Below are 15,273 nucleotides of genomic sequence, written 5' to 3' on the forward strand. Positions count from 1 at the left end.
TGCGGGAAGCGGGAGCGCGGGAACCACACGCCCTCGCGCGCGTACACGCGTGCGCGGGGGTTGTGGGTAGCCATCGTGGGGGCTAGGGCGTAACGTCACCGTAACACCCCACGAAAGCTTGTACCTTTGACCGACGCGCCGACGCTGGATTCCTCCGACATTTCGCCGATCTCGATCGTCGACGAGATGAAGTCGAGCTACCTCGACTATGCCATGTCGGTCATCGTCGCCCGCGCGCTGCCCGACGTGCGCGATGGCTTGAAGCCGGTGCACCGTCGTATTCTCTACGCCGCGCAGATCGGTGGGTATGTCGCGGGGCGGCCGTATCGCAAGTCGGCGAAGATCGTCGGCGACGTGATGGGTAATTTCCACCCGCACGGCGACAGCGCGATCTACGACGCCTTGGCGCGCATGGCGCAGGACTGGTCGATGCGGGTTCCGCTGATCGACGGTCAGGGGAATTTTGGGTCGATGGACCCCGATCCGCCCGCGGCGATGCGGTACACCGAAAGCCGCCTGGCGCGGGTCGCGAACACGCTGCTCGACGATCTCGACAAGGATACGGTCGACTTCGTCCCCAATTACGACGGGTCGGATCGCGAGCCGTCGGTGCTGCCGGCGGGCTATCCCAACCTGCTGGTCAACGGTGCGGGCGGCATTGCCGTCGGCATGGCGACCAACATTCCGCCGCATAATCTGGGCGAAGTCATCGATGCATGCCTGGCGTACATCGCCAACGGCGCGATCACGGCCGAGGAGCTGATGGAGATCGTCCCCGGGCCGGACTTCCCGACCGGCGCGATGATCCTCGGTCGCGCCGGGTGCCGCAGCGCCTATACCGGCGGTCGCGGCTCGATCATCGTGCGCAGCCGCTACATCACCGAACAACGCGGCGAACGGCGCTCGATCGTCCTGACCGAGATTCCCTACCAGCAGGGCAAGAACGCGCTGGTCGAGAAGATCGCCGAGGCCGCGAAGGACAAGCGCGTCGAGGGCGTCAGCGACATCCGCGACGAATCGAACCGCGACGGCGTCCGCATCGTCATCGACCTGAAGCGCGATGCGACGCCCGAGGTCGTGCTCAACCAGCTATGGCGCCACACGCCGGCCCAGGGGTCCTTCCCCGCCAACATGCTGGCGATCCGCGGCGGCCGACCCGAACTGCTGAACCTGCGCGACATCATCGAGGCCTTCGTCAAGTTCCGCGAGGAGGTCATCACCCGCCGCGCGAAGTTCGAGCTGAACAAGGCTCGCGATCGCGCGCACATCTTGCTCGGCCTGGTCATCGCGGTGACCAATCTGGACGAGGTGGTCCGCATCATCCGCGGGTCGTCCTCCCCCGCCGAAGCCCGTGCGTCGCTGCTCGCCCGCGACTGGCCGATTTCAGAGATCGCGCCCTATATCCGCCTGGTCGAAGCGGTCGAGGTCGAGGTGACCGGCGACACCTATCGCCTGTCGGACATTCAGGTCCGCGCGATCCTCGACCTGCGCCTCCACCGCCTGACCGCACTCGGTCGCGACGAAATCGGCGACGAGCTGCAGGAACTGGCCGCCTCGATCGCCGAGCTGCTCGAAATCCTCGCCAATCGCGCGCGCCTGTACGAGGTGATGGTCGAGGAACTGACCGCGATCCGCGATCAGTATGCGACCCCGCGCCGCACCGAGATCGCCGCGGCTGCCGACGGCATCGATGACGAAGACCTGATCGAGCGCGAAGACATGGTCGTCACCGTGACGGTCGAGGGCTATATCAAGCGCACCCCGCTTGCGACTTTCCGCGCCCAGGCACGCGGCGGCAAGGGCCGCAGCGGCATGGCGACAAAGGACGAGGACGTCGTCACCGAACTGTTCGTGACATCCACACACACGCCGGTGCTGTTCTTCTCGACGCTCGGCAAGGTGTACCGCATGAAGGTGTGGCGCCTGCCAGAGGGCGGCCCTGCCACCCGCGGGCGGCCGATGGTCAACCTGCTGCCGCTCGCCAATGGCGAGAAGATCCAGACCGTCCTGCCGCTGCCCGAGAATGAGGATGACTGGGGCAAGCTCCACGTCATGTTCGCCACCGCCAAGGGCAATGTTCGCCGCAATTCGATGGACGCGTTCACCAACGTGCCCTCGAACGGCAAGATCGCGATGAAGTTCGAGGGCGAGGACGAAGACGACCGGTTGATCGGCGTGGCGCTGCTCGACGAAAGCGACGATGTGCTGCTCGCGACGCGCCAGGGCAAGGCGATCCGCTTTGCCGGTGACGAAGTGCGTGAGTTCCAGAGCCGCAATTCGACCGGGGTGCGCGGCATGCGCCTTGGCGCGGGCGACGAGGTCATCAGCCTGTCGATCCTCCACCGCGTCGGTACTTCGTCGGAAGAGCGCGAGGATTACCTGCGCTTCGCTCCGTGGAAGGCCGAGCGGGAGGGCGAGCCGACGATGCCACTCGACCGGTTCGAGCTGCTGCGCGCGAAGGAACAGTTCATCCTCACCGTCTGCCAGAACGGCTATGGCAAGCTGTCGTCGGCCTATGAATATCGCCGCACCGGCCGCGGCGGTCAGGGCATCACCAATATCGACAACATCGGCCGCAACGGCCCCGTCGTCGCCAGCTTCCCGGCGACCAAGGCCGAACAGCTGATGCTGGTGACCGACCAGGCCAAGCTGATCCGCATCCACCTGGGCGACCTGCGCGTCATCGGCCGCGGCTCGGCGGGCGTGCGGCTGTTCGACGTCGGCAAGGGCGAACATGTCGTCTCCGCCGCCAAGATCGACGAGCAGGAGGAGCCCGAGAACGCCGCCGAGGCGATGGTCGCTGCCGAACTGGCGCAGGAAACGGCCCCCGACACCGGCGACACCATCGGCGGCGATGCGGCCGAAGGGCCGGAGGGCGGCCAGTGAGCCAGCCCTCCACGGCCTATAAGGTGCTGACCCAGGATCAGATGGACGCCCTGGAAGCGGACGGTACGTTCGCCGGCTCGGCTGTCGATCTGGCCGACGGCTACATCCACTTGTCGACCGCGACGCAGCTGACGGAAACGGTCGACAAGCATTTCGCCGGCCAGTCGAACCTGCATGTCGTGGCGGTCAACCTCGACGCGCTGGGCGACGCGGTGCGGTGGGAAGAAAGCCGCGGCGGCCAGCTGTTTCCCCACGTCTACGGGCCGCTGCCGCTGTCGGCGGTCGTCGCCTATTCCCCTCTCGAACGCGACGCGGCGGCGCAAGTCCGCTTGCCGGTGACGGGCTGAGGACGGCTTACGACCTTCATCGCGCGCGAGCGGAAGCATTGCAGGTCCGACCCGGGCCACTCGGTCCGGGCCGGCCGTGCCGCGATCAGGTGCAGGCGCGCCCCGTCTCCTTGTCGCCGCTGAGCGTGTAGTTCAGCGTCCACCCCCCGAACTCCACGTTCGGGTCGCAAGCGTCCTGCGATCCGGTGCGCGGCGTCGCCCCCTCGATCTTCACGGTGTAGGGAAACCGCGTGCCCTTCACCGGCTTGCCGTTTTCCTGCCAGCCTAGCGTTTCGTAGACATACGGCGTGGCGCTGACGACGAGGTACATCTTGGCGCCGGCCTGCGGGGCCATCCGCACACTGGCGCTCGCTCTGCCCTCCACCGTGGTCATCCGCGCATATGCAGGGGTGCCGTCGGCCGCGACCGAAACAAGGGTGAAGCGCCAGGCCGCCTGGTTGCTCGTAGTGTCTCCGTTCAGCGTGACCGTCACCTGCTGATCGGACGTCGTCAGCGGGACGATGTGCGTGCCCCATTGCAACAACGGCCGCTTCGACGGGGGGGCGAACAGTGTCGCATCCGACGTGCTGGCAGCTGCCAGCGGCGTATAGAAGTTCGCCAACCGCGTCGTCGTGCGAGTCGCGCGAAGCGCATCGGCCATCGCGCGTTGGTTGAAAAAGTCCATCGTCACCAGGCGGGCGCCATACCAGCCGATATCGTCGGCGAAGGACGCATAGCCGTTCGGATAGATGCCCTTTTCCTTCGCGAGCCGCACGAAGGCCTGAAAATAGTCTTCGGTCGTCGCACCTGTGGTCGTGCGCAGATTGTTCAACCATGTGCCGAAGACGAGGTCGCGGGTCTTGTCCTGTTCGAACAGGTACGTGAAGATCGGATTTGCCCCGTACCGGGCGGGGGAGAACAGGAAACTGTTTTCCAACTGATTCAGATAGCTGGCGTAAGAAGCGTAATAGGACGGCGTGACTGCGAAGGAATTCCACTCGGCGCCGGTTTCCCAGATCACCCCGGCGTCACCCTTGTCGCGGAAGCCACCGGAATAAAATTGAATCACATGGCCGAATTCATGGACGATGATCGGCGATCCCTTTTCCAGTTCCGTCATCGAGAGGTTGATATATTCGGCGGCGGTATTGCCGCACCCCCGCAGATCGTCGGTGTTCGCCAGCGGGCGGCCGGAGCCGCAGAAGAACACGTCGACCTTTCGCCGGTCGGCGCTGTTGGCGTAGGGCATCGGCGCATTCAGGATGTCGCGATTGATCAGCCACTGCTTCTCCAGCCACTCGCCCGTGTCCTGCGCAACCTGGTCCGCTGTTCGTCCCTGTCTGCCAGCTACGACGTAGAGTTCGCTCTGCGTGTTCGTGCCGTACCAGATCGCGAAATGCTGAGTCTGATGGAGCTTCAGTTTCCCCTGCTCGACGAGCTCGGGCGACGTCATGCCGCTACGATAGGTCAGCCGGTAGCTGGCGGTGTCGGGGACCAGAGGATGCTGCGCCATCGCATCCGCGATGACCGTCTGATCCGCGTCGCTGAACGATTCCGCGCGATATTGCCGGCGGCAACCGTCCGCCGCCTCCAGCAGGACGGTGCGACGCGAGGCGCCGTAATCTTCGCCATAGGCCAGGATCAATCTGGCCTGGAACGGTGCGCCGAAGGCGCTGCCGAGTGCGCGGTCGGGCTCGGCGGGCTCGGCCGTCGCCTTCGGCGTCCACGTCCGGAGTTGCGCCTGCCCCCAGGGAAGGCGGCTCGACTTGCTCTGGCAGCCGACGACCGTCGGCTGTTCGGGGGGCGGCGGCGTCGGAGCAGGGGAGACTGGCGCCGCCACGATGGTCGATCCGCTCTCGCTTGCACCGCCGCCGCCGCAAGCCGCGAGCAGCGAGCAAAGTATCGTAGAAACACTCAGGTCTTTGAACCGCCCTTTCACGTCCACCCCTCCCAACGACATTGTTACGTATATCGTATACATATGTAGTCATGCGTCAATTGGATGGCTTCAGAATGGGCGTATTGAACCAGCGGTCGGCATCCAGCCGCCGAAAAGCCGGTGCCTCGCAGCGCGGTCGATCATTCCAGGTGGCAAGGCGACGCTGGCTGAGCTAGCGGAGGCGAACTCCCGCGCCTTACGCACCCGATGACGCTGCAGGCCAGCTTTCAGCGGACACGTCGGCGCTCGATCATCACTCGACCGACGTCGGTGCGGTTGCGAACTTAGTAATCGCGAGGAAGCAGCCCCGAATGACCCCGCGCGAACTCCTCGATACCGCCCCCGTCCCCGGCGGTGCGCCGCTGCGTCTGTTTCGCCACGGCCGCGACCATATCATCATGCTCGACCGCAACGAGTTGATGAACACGCGGATGAGCGGGTCGGAGGAAGCGCTGGCGACGATGACGATCGATCGCCTCGGCAACCGCCCCGCCCCGCATCTCCTGATCGGCGGCTATGGTATGGGCTTCACTTTGCGGGCGGCACTGGCGAAGCTCGGCAAGGGCGCTCGAGTCACCGTCGCCGAACTAGTGCCGCAGATCATCGACTGGGCCAGAGGGCCAATGGTCGAACTGACCGGCGACTGCCTCGACGATCCGCGGACCACCATCAAGATCGGGGACGTTGCCGACGCGATCCGGAATGGGCGGTATGACGCCATCCTGCTCGACGTGGACAACGGACCGGACGGCGTGGTGCGGGATGCGAATGATCGGCTTTACTCGATGGCCGGGCTCGAACGCGCGCGCCAGGCGCTCACGGCTGGTGGTGTCCTCGCCGTCTGGTCGGCGGGCGATGACGCCAGCTTCACCCGCCGGTTGAAGGACAGCGGTTTCCACGTCGAAGAGGTCGCCGTCCGCGCGCGCAGCAATGGCAAAGGCCCGCGACACGTCATCTGGTTCGCCACGCGGCGCTGACCCGGCCACCCCTCGACATCGCTCGGAACGAGCGATCGCGTTCACGGCGTCAGATCGATTACCTTCTCCCCGGCCCCTTCTGCTGCCAGCAGCAGCGTGCGGTGGCACACCGATGGGTCACGCTCGAAACACAGCAGGGCGCTGGGCATCTCCGCGGCCAGCACGCGCATCCGAACGGCCTCCGCCTGAGCCTCGGGCAGCTCGAGCTGGCCGGCGTAAACCGACTCCAACGTCGCCCGATCGCCCTTCTTCGCCGCGTCGCGCCCGGGCTTGGGCGTGCCGAGCGCCTTCAGATGCACGTAATCGATGCCGCGTTCGGCGAGCGACGCGGCCAGCGACGATTTCGAGAAACCCGGCCGACGAGACAGCGGCAGCTGCCGCACGTCGATGACCCGCTTCACGCCCGCCCGCTCGAGCGCGGCGATCACGTCGGCCTGCGTCGCGCCTTCATAGCCGATGGTGTAGATCGTCACGCGCCTGCTCCTGAGCGACGAGCGTCGACACGACGCCCCAGGCGATCAACGCCTGAGCGGCAAAATAGGTCGGCCAGATCAAGAGGGTCGGAAGACCGCTGTCGGCCAGAACGCTGGCTCGGGCGAACAAGAGCAGGTCCGACGTCACGAACAGCCACGCGCCGACGATCGGCCAGCGCCCGAAACGGCCAAGGCTCGCCGCCCCGGCCATCCCGCCAAGCGCCGCCGCGTAAGCCGCCACGCCGATCGCGCCTGTCAGTGCATAGCCCAGGACGGACACGCCGGCGGCGCAGACAAGAACGACCGCCCCTCCCCGCCGCCAGGCGCCGCGCGCGTAAAGGGCAATGCCAAGCAAATGACCGATCAGGAATGCGAACCCACCGGCGACAAGGCCGTGCGTTTCGAGCAGCACGTCGCCGGTTGCGCCCGCCGCAAGCACCGTCGCAATCGCCCATCCCTCGACCCCGTCAGCATGGCGTGCGGCCCATAGCGCAAGCAGCCCGACGCCGAAGCCCTTCCATGCGACCATGTCGGGGCCCTGCAAAGCCAGCTTGTCGGCCACGAAATAGCTCACGCCGACGAACAGCGCGAATAAGAACAGAATCTGCGGACGGGCACGAAGGTCGATTGACATCATCCGATCATGATCGTAATTTCTGCAATAACAGTAAAGAGTGTTTCATGCGACTCATCGATCATCCGGATGCCAAGGCCTTCATCCTTCATTGGGGGGAGATGGGAACGCAGTGGGGCGTCAACCGGTCCGTGTCGCAAATCCATGCCCTCCTCTACCTCTCCGACGAGCCGTTGACGGCCGAGGCGATCGTCGAGGCCCTGGGGCTCGCTCGCTCCAACGTGTCCACTGCGCTGCGCGAACTTCAGTCCTATCGCATCGTCCGCCGTGTCCATGTCGAAGGCGACCGCCGCGACCATTTCGTTGCTGAAACCGACCTGTGGGACATGCTGATGCGGATCGCGGAGGAGCGCAAGCGTCGCGAGATCGATCCGACGATCGCCCTTCTCGGCGAACTGGCGGAACGTCTTGGCGCGGACGACAGCGCCCCGCCCCACGTCCGCGCGCGCATTGCGCGGATGCACGAATTCCTGACGACGCTCGGCGGCTGGTACGACCAGGTTCGCGTGCTCCCGAAGCCGACTCTGGTCGCGCTGATGAAACTGGGCGGCAAGGTCGCGAAGTTCCTTCCCGGAAAATCGAAAAAGGCTGACTGACGTGTAGGAGGCATCCCATGACGACCGCACTCGCATGCAATTCTTTTTCTGTAATTACCGAAACTATCGGAACAACAGTAAATACGACCGATCGCAGGTACTTACTCCGTGCCGTACGTTGGCGCGACCTGACCGCGATGCGCGTTCGGGACGGATTGGTCGAGTGCCTTCATCCGCTGCCCTGGATCGGCCTGTCCTGGGCGTGCGCAGGAGCGGGTTGGTGGGTGCCGGCGACCGGCGCGGCCTTCATGATATTCCTGACCGCCCTGCGGCTGAACCACGAGGCGATCCACAACAATCTCGGTTTCTCTGCCCGGGGTCATCGCATCGTCCTGCACGCACTGAGCGCCTTGATGCTTGGATCGAACAGCGCGGTTGCGTTCAATCACCTTCGCCACCACCGTCATGTCGGCCATGCCGACGATCTGGAAGGCAAGTGCGGCACGATGCCGGCGTGGCGCGTGCTGCTCTACGGCCCGGTCTTCCCGATCGAGATGCACCGTTCCGCCTGGGCGAAGGGCGGGCCGGTGCTGCGGCGGCGGATGGCGATCGACTTCGTGCTCAACGGCGGTGTTGTCGCGGCGGCTATCGGCAGCGGATCCCCCGTCCTTCTGTTTCACGTCGCTGCGATGCTGGTGGCGCAGTGCCTGACCGCCTTTTTCGCCGTGTGGATCACGCATCACGGCTGCGACGGCGACGCTGCGATCGCGCGCACTCAAAGGTCGCCGCTGGTGAACCTGCTGACCTACAACATGTTCCTGCATCTCGAGCATCACCTGTTCCCCGCGGTGCCAGTGAAGCGCCTCGCGCGGCTGGCCGCACGGCTCGACGCCGTTTGCCCCACGCTGACCGCAAACGCGCGGTCCGTCATTCCCACCCCGTTCCGCTGATCACAGGAGCTGCGCCATGACCGCCCCCACCGACGCCGACATTGCCGCCATGCCCCGGCTAGCCGATGCCGTCCTCGCGAAAGCCCTGCATTGGGCGGCAACCGAGGAGGAGCGCCTCTATCGCGAGTGCCCGACCGCCTTCTGGCTGGCGCCCGAGGCAAACGACATCATGACACCACCACAGGCCATGACGACAGCCACGATCGCGATGACGCCAGAGCCCTCCGACGAAAAGGTCGCGACGGGCCAGGGAAGCGCGATCGGTTTCGCCTCGCTGATTGCCGGCCCCGTCTTTCTATCCACGCTGAGCCTCGTGACCGAGGGCAATGGTACGCCGATCGGCCGCATCCTGTCCGGCGTCGGCTTGGGCCTGATCTCGGCGCCACTGTCCATGCCGGTCGGCGCTATCGCCGCGAGCATGCCGGTGATCCTCGGCGTTGCCCTGCTCAGCTGGCTTGGGCTGAAACACGCGACCGCCCGCCGTCGTAGCCTGTGGGCGGCTGTCGGCGCGGGCATGGGCCTGATCATCGCCGCCGCCTTCGATGCTGGGATGGCGACGATCCCGCTCGTCTTGACCGCAGTCGCTTGCGCCAGCGTCGCGCATAGGGCGATCCACTGGACCGACGTCGATTTCGCCTGACCCGTCCAGCCATTGCCCCGCGCGGCTGATCCCGGCATGGGAAAATTCATGCAGGATCACCAGGTTCATATCATCGGCGGCGGCCTCGCCGGGTCGGAGGCCGCATGGCAGCTGGCGGAGGCGGGCGTCCGCGTGAAGCTCTCAGAAATGCGCGGCTCGGGCGTATCGACTCCGGCGCATCATACCGATGGCCTCGCCGAGCTCGTCTGTTCGAACAGCTTCCGGTCGGACGATGCCGAAAGCAACGCGGTCGGCCTGCTGCACCAGGAGATGCGGACGCTCGGCTCGCTGATCTTGCGCCAAGGCGATGCGACTCGCGTCCCGGCGGGCTCGGCGCTGGCGATGGACCGCGATGCCTTTTCCGCTGGCGTGACCGCGGCGCTGGAGGGGCATCCCAACATCACCATCGTCCGCGAACGGATCGAGGCGCTGCCGGAGGACGGGCCGACGATCGTCGCAACGGGTCCGCTGACCGATCCGCTGCTCGCCGACGCTATCGCCGCCGCGACCGGACGCGACGCACTCGCGTTCTTCGATGCGATCGCGCCGATCGTCCATCGCGACACGATCGACATGGACGTCGCCTGGTTCCAGTCGCGCTGGAACAAGGGCGACGGGTCCGATTACATCAACTGCCCGATGACGAAGGACGAATATCTCGCCTTCCACGCCGAACTGCTCGCTGCAGAGAAGACCGAATATAAGGGCTGGGAGGACGTCCCCTATTTCGAAGGCTGCATGCCGATCGAAGTGATGGCGGAACGCGGGGTCGAAACGTTGCGCTATGGCCCGATGAAGGGGGTTGGGCTCGACGATCCGAAGACCGGCCGCTGGCCCTATGCCGTCGTCCAGCTGCGCCAGGACAATGCGCTCGGCACGCTGTGGAACATCGTCGGCTTCCAGACCAAGCTGAAGCATGGCGAGCAGGTCCGCATTTTCCGCACCATCCCCGGGCTGCAGAACGCCGAGTTCGCACGGCTGGGGGGGCTGCACCGCAACACGTTCATCCGCTCGCCCGAACTGCTTGATCCGACGCTGCGGCTCAAGGCACGGCCGAACATCCGCTTCGCCGGCCAGATCACCGGCTGTGAGGGCTATGTCGAAAGTGCCGCGGTCGGGCTGATGGCGGGGCGGTTCGCCGCCGCCGAAATCCTCGGCACGACCATGACCCCGCCCCCGCTCGAGACGGCACTGGGGGCGCTCCTCCACCACATCACCGGTGCGGCGGTGGCGGAGACCTATCAGCCGATGAACGTCAACTTCGGCCTGTTTCCCCCGATCGAGGGACGAACGAAGAAGGCCGACCGCAAGCGCATGTACACCGATCGCGCGCGCGCGGCGCTGGGCGCGTGGCTCAATCCGCCTCCGCCGCCTCGTTCGCCGGCTGCTGCGGCGGACAGCGACGTCGCGCCGGCGACCGCTTGACCGCCGTCGTCGCGAACTCGGCGGCGTTGAGCGTTCCCGACCGGTCGCGGTCGGCGGTCGTGAACTTCGCGGTCGTCTTCGCGGCCCATTCGTCGAACGACAGCCTGCCGTCGCCGTTGGTATCGAGCTTCGCGTAAGCCTTGCGGCGGCTGGCGAGATATTCGTCCCGCGTGATCGTTGCGTCGCGATCCTTGTCGTAGCGACCGAAGCGCCGCTGTTCGCGGGTCTGGCGGCTCGCCTCGGGCAGCGCCACTTCGCCATCTGCGTCCTGGGCCTCGCCCGGGCTCGGGCTCGCGGCGCGCGGCTCGGGTACCGGCGGCGCCTCCGTCGACGCGCTTGAGCGGAACAGGAAGACGCCGGCCCCGACCAGCAGCAGCGCCGATACCACTCCGGCCAGATATCGCAGCATCGCCCGATCCCCCGCGTCCCCGTCGGCGGCAGGCTAAGCGGCGGACCGGCAATCGGCAATGGGGAACAAAAGTCAGAGAGGATCGATCAGCGACCCGTCAGGCGGTGGCGCAGCACCCGCAGCGAGCGCGCGGCCGGCGACCGGAGCGGGATCGTCGCGAGATGCGCCAGCGCACCGATCGGTCGGCCCGCGCGCGACCAGCGCACCGCGGTCGCCGCGGTCAGGTGACGATCCGCCAGATGCTGCGCCCGCGCTGCCGCCGCGCGATCGGGACTCTGCGCCGCGAAGTCGACGAGCGCCCACCCCTTCCCCGCCGCGCCAACCGGGTCGCCCTCCGCCGCACCTAGAATCCGCGCCAGGGCGGCAAACAGCACCGCCCCCCGACGGTCGGCGAATGCCTCGAGCCGGTCGTCATCGAGCGGTTCGGCGTCAAGCAGCTCCTCCCAGCCTTCGACCATCGCCACGAGCTCGGCACCACGGACGGAGGGCAGGATATGACGCTGGATCGCCTGCAACAGCGGCTCGGCCGGGGCCGGGCGCGTGTCGAGGGCTTCGATCGCCTGATACCACCAGGTCAGACGCATCTGCGCGACGTGGGCGTCGCGGGTAAAGCGCGCGAGCGCCGCCAGGCGGGCATCGAGCGCGAAAAGCGTACGCACGGCGTCGCGCCGGTCCGGCGGCAGCCAGGCCAGCGCAAGCGCCCGTTCCGGCTCGACCGCCGTTTGTCGCAGGTCGCTGCTATCGGCCATTCTGCTCCTTCGCCCAGCGCGGGTAGCCCGGCTCATAACCGCGCGCCGCGCCTTAATCCAAATTTTACGTGGTTCCGCCAGAAGGAACTTTGTCAGAGCCATGAGGTGTTCGCGACAAAGGGAGTTTCGCCCGCGCGATGTCTGAAAATCCGAGAGCCGTGGGGCGCGAGACGCGCGGATTCCTGATGCGGCTTCTGCACGATGTGCGCGGCAACACGCTCGCCATCATGACCGCTGCGCTCATCCCGCTGGCCGGGCTGGTTGGTGGTGGCATCGATATCAGTCGCATGTACATGCTGAAGACGCGGCTGCAGCACGCCTGCGACGCCGGCGCGCTCGCCGGGCGAAAGGCGATGGGCGGCGGTACCTGGTCGTATAACAATAATTACGCGCTGGCGCAGGCGAACCAGTTCTTCGACGGCAACTTCGCATCGGGCGCGTTCAGCTCGACGAACCTGACGCGCAGCTTCAGCGAAGACGCTGGCGTGGTGTCGGGCACGGCGTCGGCGACCATCCCGATGACGCTGATGAAAATCTTCAAGAAGACCGATGAGACGATCAGCGTCACCTGCGATGCCGGCATGCGCATTCCGAACACGGACGTGATGTTCGTGCTGGATACCACCGGGTCGATGAGCGAGACCCCGTCGGGCGACACTCAGACGAAGCTCGCGAGCCTCAAGGAATCGGTAAAGTGCTTCTACGAGATCGTCGCCCGGCTGGACACCGACGCCAATTGCACCACCGGCACCCCCAGCGGCGGTACGGGTAGCCAGACGCAGGTTCGGTTCGGCTTCGTTCCCTATTCGGTCAACGTGAATGTCGGCAAGCTGCTGCCGACGTCGTGGTTCGCCGACAACGCGCCCTATCAGACGCGCAAGGCGATGTACGAAACACAGCGCGGCCAGCCCGTCGTGTCCGAATCCGATATCTCCGCGTCCCCCGTCTCGAACGCCGATTGCAACGACGCGAATATCGCCGCCTACAATTCGACGTCGGCATCCATGTCGGACAATAATAGCGTGAAGACGGTGACGACCGACACGTATAAGCGCAAGAGTTGGACACCGAACACGTGCACTGCGACGCGCCGTCGAGTCGTTACGACGTACGATATCGCTGAAACCGGGACGACCTTCAGTTTCTGGCGATACGGCCAGCATTCGGTCAACGTCGGACGATTGAAGAGCGGCACGTCGTGGCTGAACTCCTTCCAGTGGCCGGTCGGAACAAATGGCGCCAACACCACGATCGCCTGGGATGGATGTATCGAGGAGCGGCAGACCGTGTCGCAGTCGAGCTACAACCCGATCCCCTCGGGCGCGAAGGATCTCGATATCGATATGGTGCCGACGGCGGGCGACCCAACGACGCAGTGGAAGCCGGCGCTGCAAAATCTGATCTGGTCGCGCGGCGACGGTTCGGGGTGGACGCTGAACACCGTCGACAGCGAAGCAAACATGCAGCGGGGCCGGACGTACAGCTGCCCGCGCGAGGCGCGTAAGCTCCAGTCTTGGCCTGACGCGACGTTGTTCGGCAATTACGTGGATAGCCTGGTCGCAGGCGGTCAGACCTATCACGACATTGGTCTGCTCTGGGGCGGCCGCCTGATGTCGCCGACCGGCGTGTTCGCGTCCGAAAACGCAAATACGCCGCAAGGGGGCGAGATCGAGCGTCACATGGTTTTCATGACCGACGGCGACCCCTGTGCTGAAAGCGAGAATTACGGCGCCTACGGTTTCCAATGGTTCGATCGCAGGACCGTCGGCGTATCCACTGTCCCGACTAGCGGCTGCAACAATACCGGCAATCTGGTCGCGCAGACCAATGCCCGGACCGAAGCGCTCTGCACCGCAATCAAGAACAAGAACATCACCCTGTGGGTCGTCACCTTCGGCAATTTGGCATCGGCCACGGTTACGCGCATGAGGAACTGTGCCTCTACCGGCAGATATTACAGCGCCAACAATCGCGCCGAATTGCAGACGACGTTCAAGTCGATCGCCGACCAGATTTCCCAATTGAGGCTGACGCGATGATCGCCGGTATCCGAACCCGTATCGACGGGCTGCGTGACGACGCGCGGGGGGTTACCGCTGTCGAATTCGCCATCGTCGCCCCGGTGATGTGCCTGTTGCTGATGGGCGCGCTCGACGTCAGCCACACGCTCTACACCCGTGCGGTGTTGCAGGGCATCGTTCAGAAGACCGCTCGCGATTCGACGCTCGAATCGGGCGCGGAGGAAAACACCCAGACGCAGCTGGACGACAAGGTCAGGGCGCAGGCCAAGGCCATGTACAACGGCGCCACGATCGTCATCACGCGGCGCTTCTACCGCACTTTCACCGAAGCGGCGGCGGCCCGCGCGGAGACATATACCGATACCAACGACAACAAGACGTGCGATGCCGGCGAGCCGTACAGCGATGCCAATGGCAACGGTGTCTGGGACCGGGATGGCGGCAACGCCGGCCAGGGCGGGGCGAAGGATGCAACGCTCTACACGGTTCGCATGACCTACCCCCGTATCGTCCCGGTTGCCGGGTTCGTCGGCCTCGGCACCACGCAGACGGTTACCGCACAGACCGTGCTCGAAAATCAGCCGTACGGCGACCAGGCAAGCTACGCCGCGCCGGTCGTCAGGAATTGCACATGACACTGACCACCCGTCCCCGTCCCGTGCTGCGCCGGCTGTTCGCCGACCGTCGTGCCGTGGCGCTCGTCGAATTCGCCTATGTCGTGCCCGTCTTCATCGTCATGAGCCTGACCGGGGCCGAACTGACCAATTTCGTTACGACCCGGATGCGGATCAGCCAGGTGGCGCTGCAGATTGCGGACAATGCCGCACGCATCGGTAACGGCACGCAGTTGCAGGCAAAGACGGTGTCCGAAGCCGATATCAACGACTTGCTGACCGGCGCTGGACTTCAGGCGGGCGAGCTCGACCTCTATGGTCGCGGACGGGTGATCGTCACCAGCCTGGAACCCGCGGCGAGCCCGAACACGACCGCCAAATACAAGATCGGCTGGCGGCGCTGTCGTGGGTCGAAGGTCTATACGCCGCTATATACCACCGGCCTTGCCTCGCCGACCTTTTCCGACGGGCTCGGCCCGACGGGCCGTAAAGTCACCGCGCCGGACAATGGTGCGACGATGTTCGTCGAGGTTGCCTACGACTATCGACCGCTCATCAAGACCGGGCTGTTCGGCGACAACCAGATCGTGGAGTTCGCGTCGATGATGGTCCGCGATCGCCGCGATACGTCGACGGCACCCACAAATACGGAAAACGCGACGATCAGCAGCTGTAGCTGATCGTCGCGTTTTCG

Annotated in this window: 15 protein-coding genes; 10 read left to right on the forward strand and 5 right to left on the reverse strand. The window is 65.5% G+C overall.

All coding sequences use genetic code 11. The features are described 5' to 3' along the window. Positions 1 to 126: 126 nt before the first annotated feature. Both gyrA and JW805_08335 read left to right on the forward strand, forming a co-directional pair. Positions 127 to 2,886, forward strand: a complete 2,760-nt coding sequence (gyrA, locus tag JW805_08330) for a DNA gyrase subunit A (GenBank protein MBN2972022.1) — start codon at positions 127 to 129, stop codon at positions 2,884 to 2,886. Between the two features lie 41 nt (positions 2,887 to 2,927). Continuing rightward, positions 2,928 to 3,233 carry a DUF952 domain-containing protein gene (locus JW805_08335; protein ID MBN2972023.1) on the forward strand — a complete coding sequence of 102 codons (306 nt, stop codon included), beginning with the start codon at positions 2,928 to 2,930 and terminating at the stop codon, positions 3,231 to 3,233. Between the two features lie 85 nt (positions 3,234 to 3,318). On the opposite strand, the gene JW805_08340 is transcribed toward JW805_08335, so the two are convergent. After that, entirely contained in the window at positions 3,319 to 5,052 is a 1,734-nt protein-coding gene (locus JW805_08340) for a hypothetical protein (GenBank protein MBN2972024.1), read from the reverse strand. A 410-nt stretch (positions 5,053 to 5,462) separates the two neighbouring features. On the opposite strand from JW805_08340, the gene JW805_08345 reads away from it, so the two are divergent. Beyond that, positions 5,463 to 6,128, forward strand: a complete 666-nt coding sequence (locus JW805_08345; protein ID MBN2972025.1) for a hypothetical protein — start codon at positions 5,463 to 5,465, stop codon at positions 6,126 to 6,128. Positions 6,129 to 6,169: 41 nt separating this feature from the next. Here the strand turns inward: JW805_08345 and JW805_08350 are convergent, their stop codons facing one another. Together JW805_08350 and JW805_08355 are read right to left on the reverse strand one after the other, a co-directional pair. After that, positions 6,170 to 6,601: a DUF488 domain-containing protein gene (locus JW805_08350; protein MBN2972026.1), complete on the reverse strand. Its 432-nt coding sequence runs from the start codon at positions 6,599 to 6,601 to the stop codon at positions 6,170 to 6,172. Then, complete coding sequence (locus JW805_08355; protein MBN2972027.1) at positions 6,576 to 7,235, reverse strand: hypothetical protein; 660 nt, start codon at positions 7,233 to 7,235, stop codon at positions 6,576 to 6,578. Before JW805_08355 ends, JW805_08350 begins: the two co-directional genes overlap by 26 nt. A gap of 47 nt (positions 7,236 to 7,282) precedes the next feature. Between JW805_08355 and JW805_08360 the strand changes: the two genes are divergently transcribed. The 4 genes from JW805_08360 to trmFO all read left to right on the forward strand — a co-directional run bounded on the left by JW805_08360 (position 7,283) and on the right by trmFO (position 10,786). Beyond that, positions 7,283 to 7,831: a MarR family transcriptional regulator gene (locus JW805_08360; GenBank protein ID MBN2972028.1), complete on the forward strand. Its 549-nt coding sequence runs from the start codon at positions 7,283 to 7,285 to the stop codon at positions 7,829 to 7,831. Positions 7,832 to 7,968: 137 nt separating this feature from the next. Further along, positions 7,969 to 8,721 (forward strand): fatty acid desaturase, encoded by a 753-nt coding sequence (locus tag JW805_08365; GenBank protein MBN2972029.1) that lies wholly within the window; start codon positions 7,969 to 7,971, stop codon positions 8,719 to 8,721. Between the two features lie 16 nt (positions 8,722 to 8,737). Beyond that, entirely contained in the window at positions 8,738 to 9,361 is a 624-nt protein-coding gene (locus JW805_08370) for a hypothetical protein (GenBank protein ID MBN2972030.1), read from the forward strand. A 36-nt stretch (positions 9,362 to 9,397) separates the two neighbouring features. Further along, positions 9,398 to 10,786 carry a methylenetetrahydrofolate--tRNA-(uracil(54)-C(5))-methyltransferase (FADH(2)-oxidizing) TrmFO gene (gene trmFO / locus JW805_08375; protein ID MBN2972031.1) on the forward strand — a complete coding sequence of 463 codons (1,389 nt, stop codon included), beginning with the start codon at positions 9,398 to 9,400 and terminating at the stop codon, positions 10,784 to 10,786. Here trmFO and JW805_08380 read toward each other — a convergent pair. Together JW805_08380 and JW805_08385 are read right to left on the reverse strand one after the other, a co-directional pair. Then, the gene (locus JW805_08380) at positions 10,716 to 11,195 is read right to left on the reverse strand and encodes a hypothetical protein (GenBank protein MBN2972032.1); all 480 of its coding nucleotides are present in this window, start codon (positions 11,193 to 11,195) and stop codon (positions 10,716 to 10,718) included. The genes trmFO and JW805_08380 overlap by 71 nt on opposite strands. Positions 11,196 to 11,281: 86 nt before the next feature. After that, positions 11,282 to 11,944, reverse strand: a complete 663-nt coding sequence (locus JW805_08385; GenBank protein MBN2972033.1) for a squalene/phytoene synthase family protein — start codon at positions 11,942 to 11,944, stop codon at positions 11,282 to 11,284. A gap of 185 nt (positions 11,945 to 12,129) precedes the next feature. Between JW805_08385 and JW805_08390 the strand changes: the two genes are divergently transcribed. From JW805_08390 to JW805_08400, 3 genes are read left to right on the forward strand one after another with little or no spacing between them, the layout of a single operon-like run. Beyond that, positions 12,130 to 13,983 (forward strand): Tad domain-containing protein, encoded by a 1,854-nt coding sequence (locus tag JW805_08390; protein MBN2972034.1) that lies wholly within the window; start codon positions 12,130 to 12,132, stop codon positions 13,981 to 13,983. Beyond that, positions 13,980 to 14,600, forward strand: coding sequence for a pilus assembly protein (locus JW805_08395; GenBank protein MBN2972035.1), 621 nt, complete (start codon positions 13,980 to 13,982; stop codon positions 14,598 to 14,600). Before JW805_08390 ends, JW805_08395 begins: the two co-directional genes overlap by 4 nt. Further along, positions 14,597 to 15,259, forward strand: coding sequence for a pilus assembly protein (locus JW805_08400; GenBank protein ID MBN2972036.1), 663 nt, complete (start codon positions 14,597 to 14,599; stop codon positions 15,257 to 15,259). The genes JW805_08395 and JW805_08400 overlap by 4 nt, the downstream gene beginning before the upstream one ends. The last annotated feature ends 14 nt before the right edge of the window (positions 15,260 to 15,273 follow it).

The organism is Roseomonas aeriglobus, assembly GCA_016937575.1.
In the GTDB taxonomy this organism is placed as follows: domain Bacteria; phylum Pseudomonadota; class Alphaproteobacteria; order Sphingomonadales; family Sphingomonadaceae; genus Sphingomonas; species Sphingomonas aerigloba.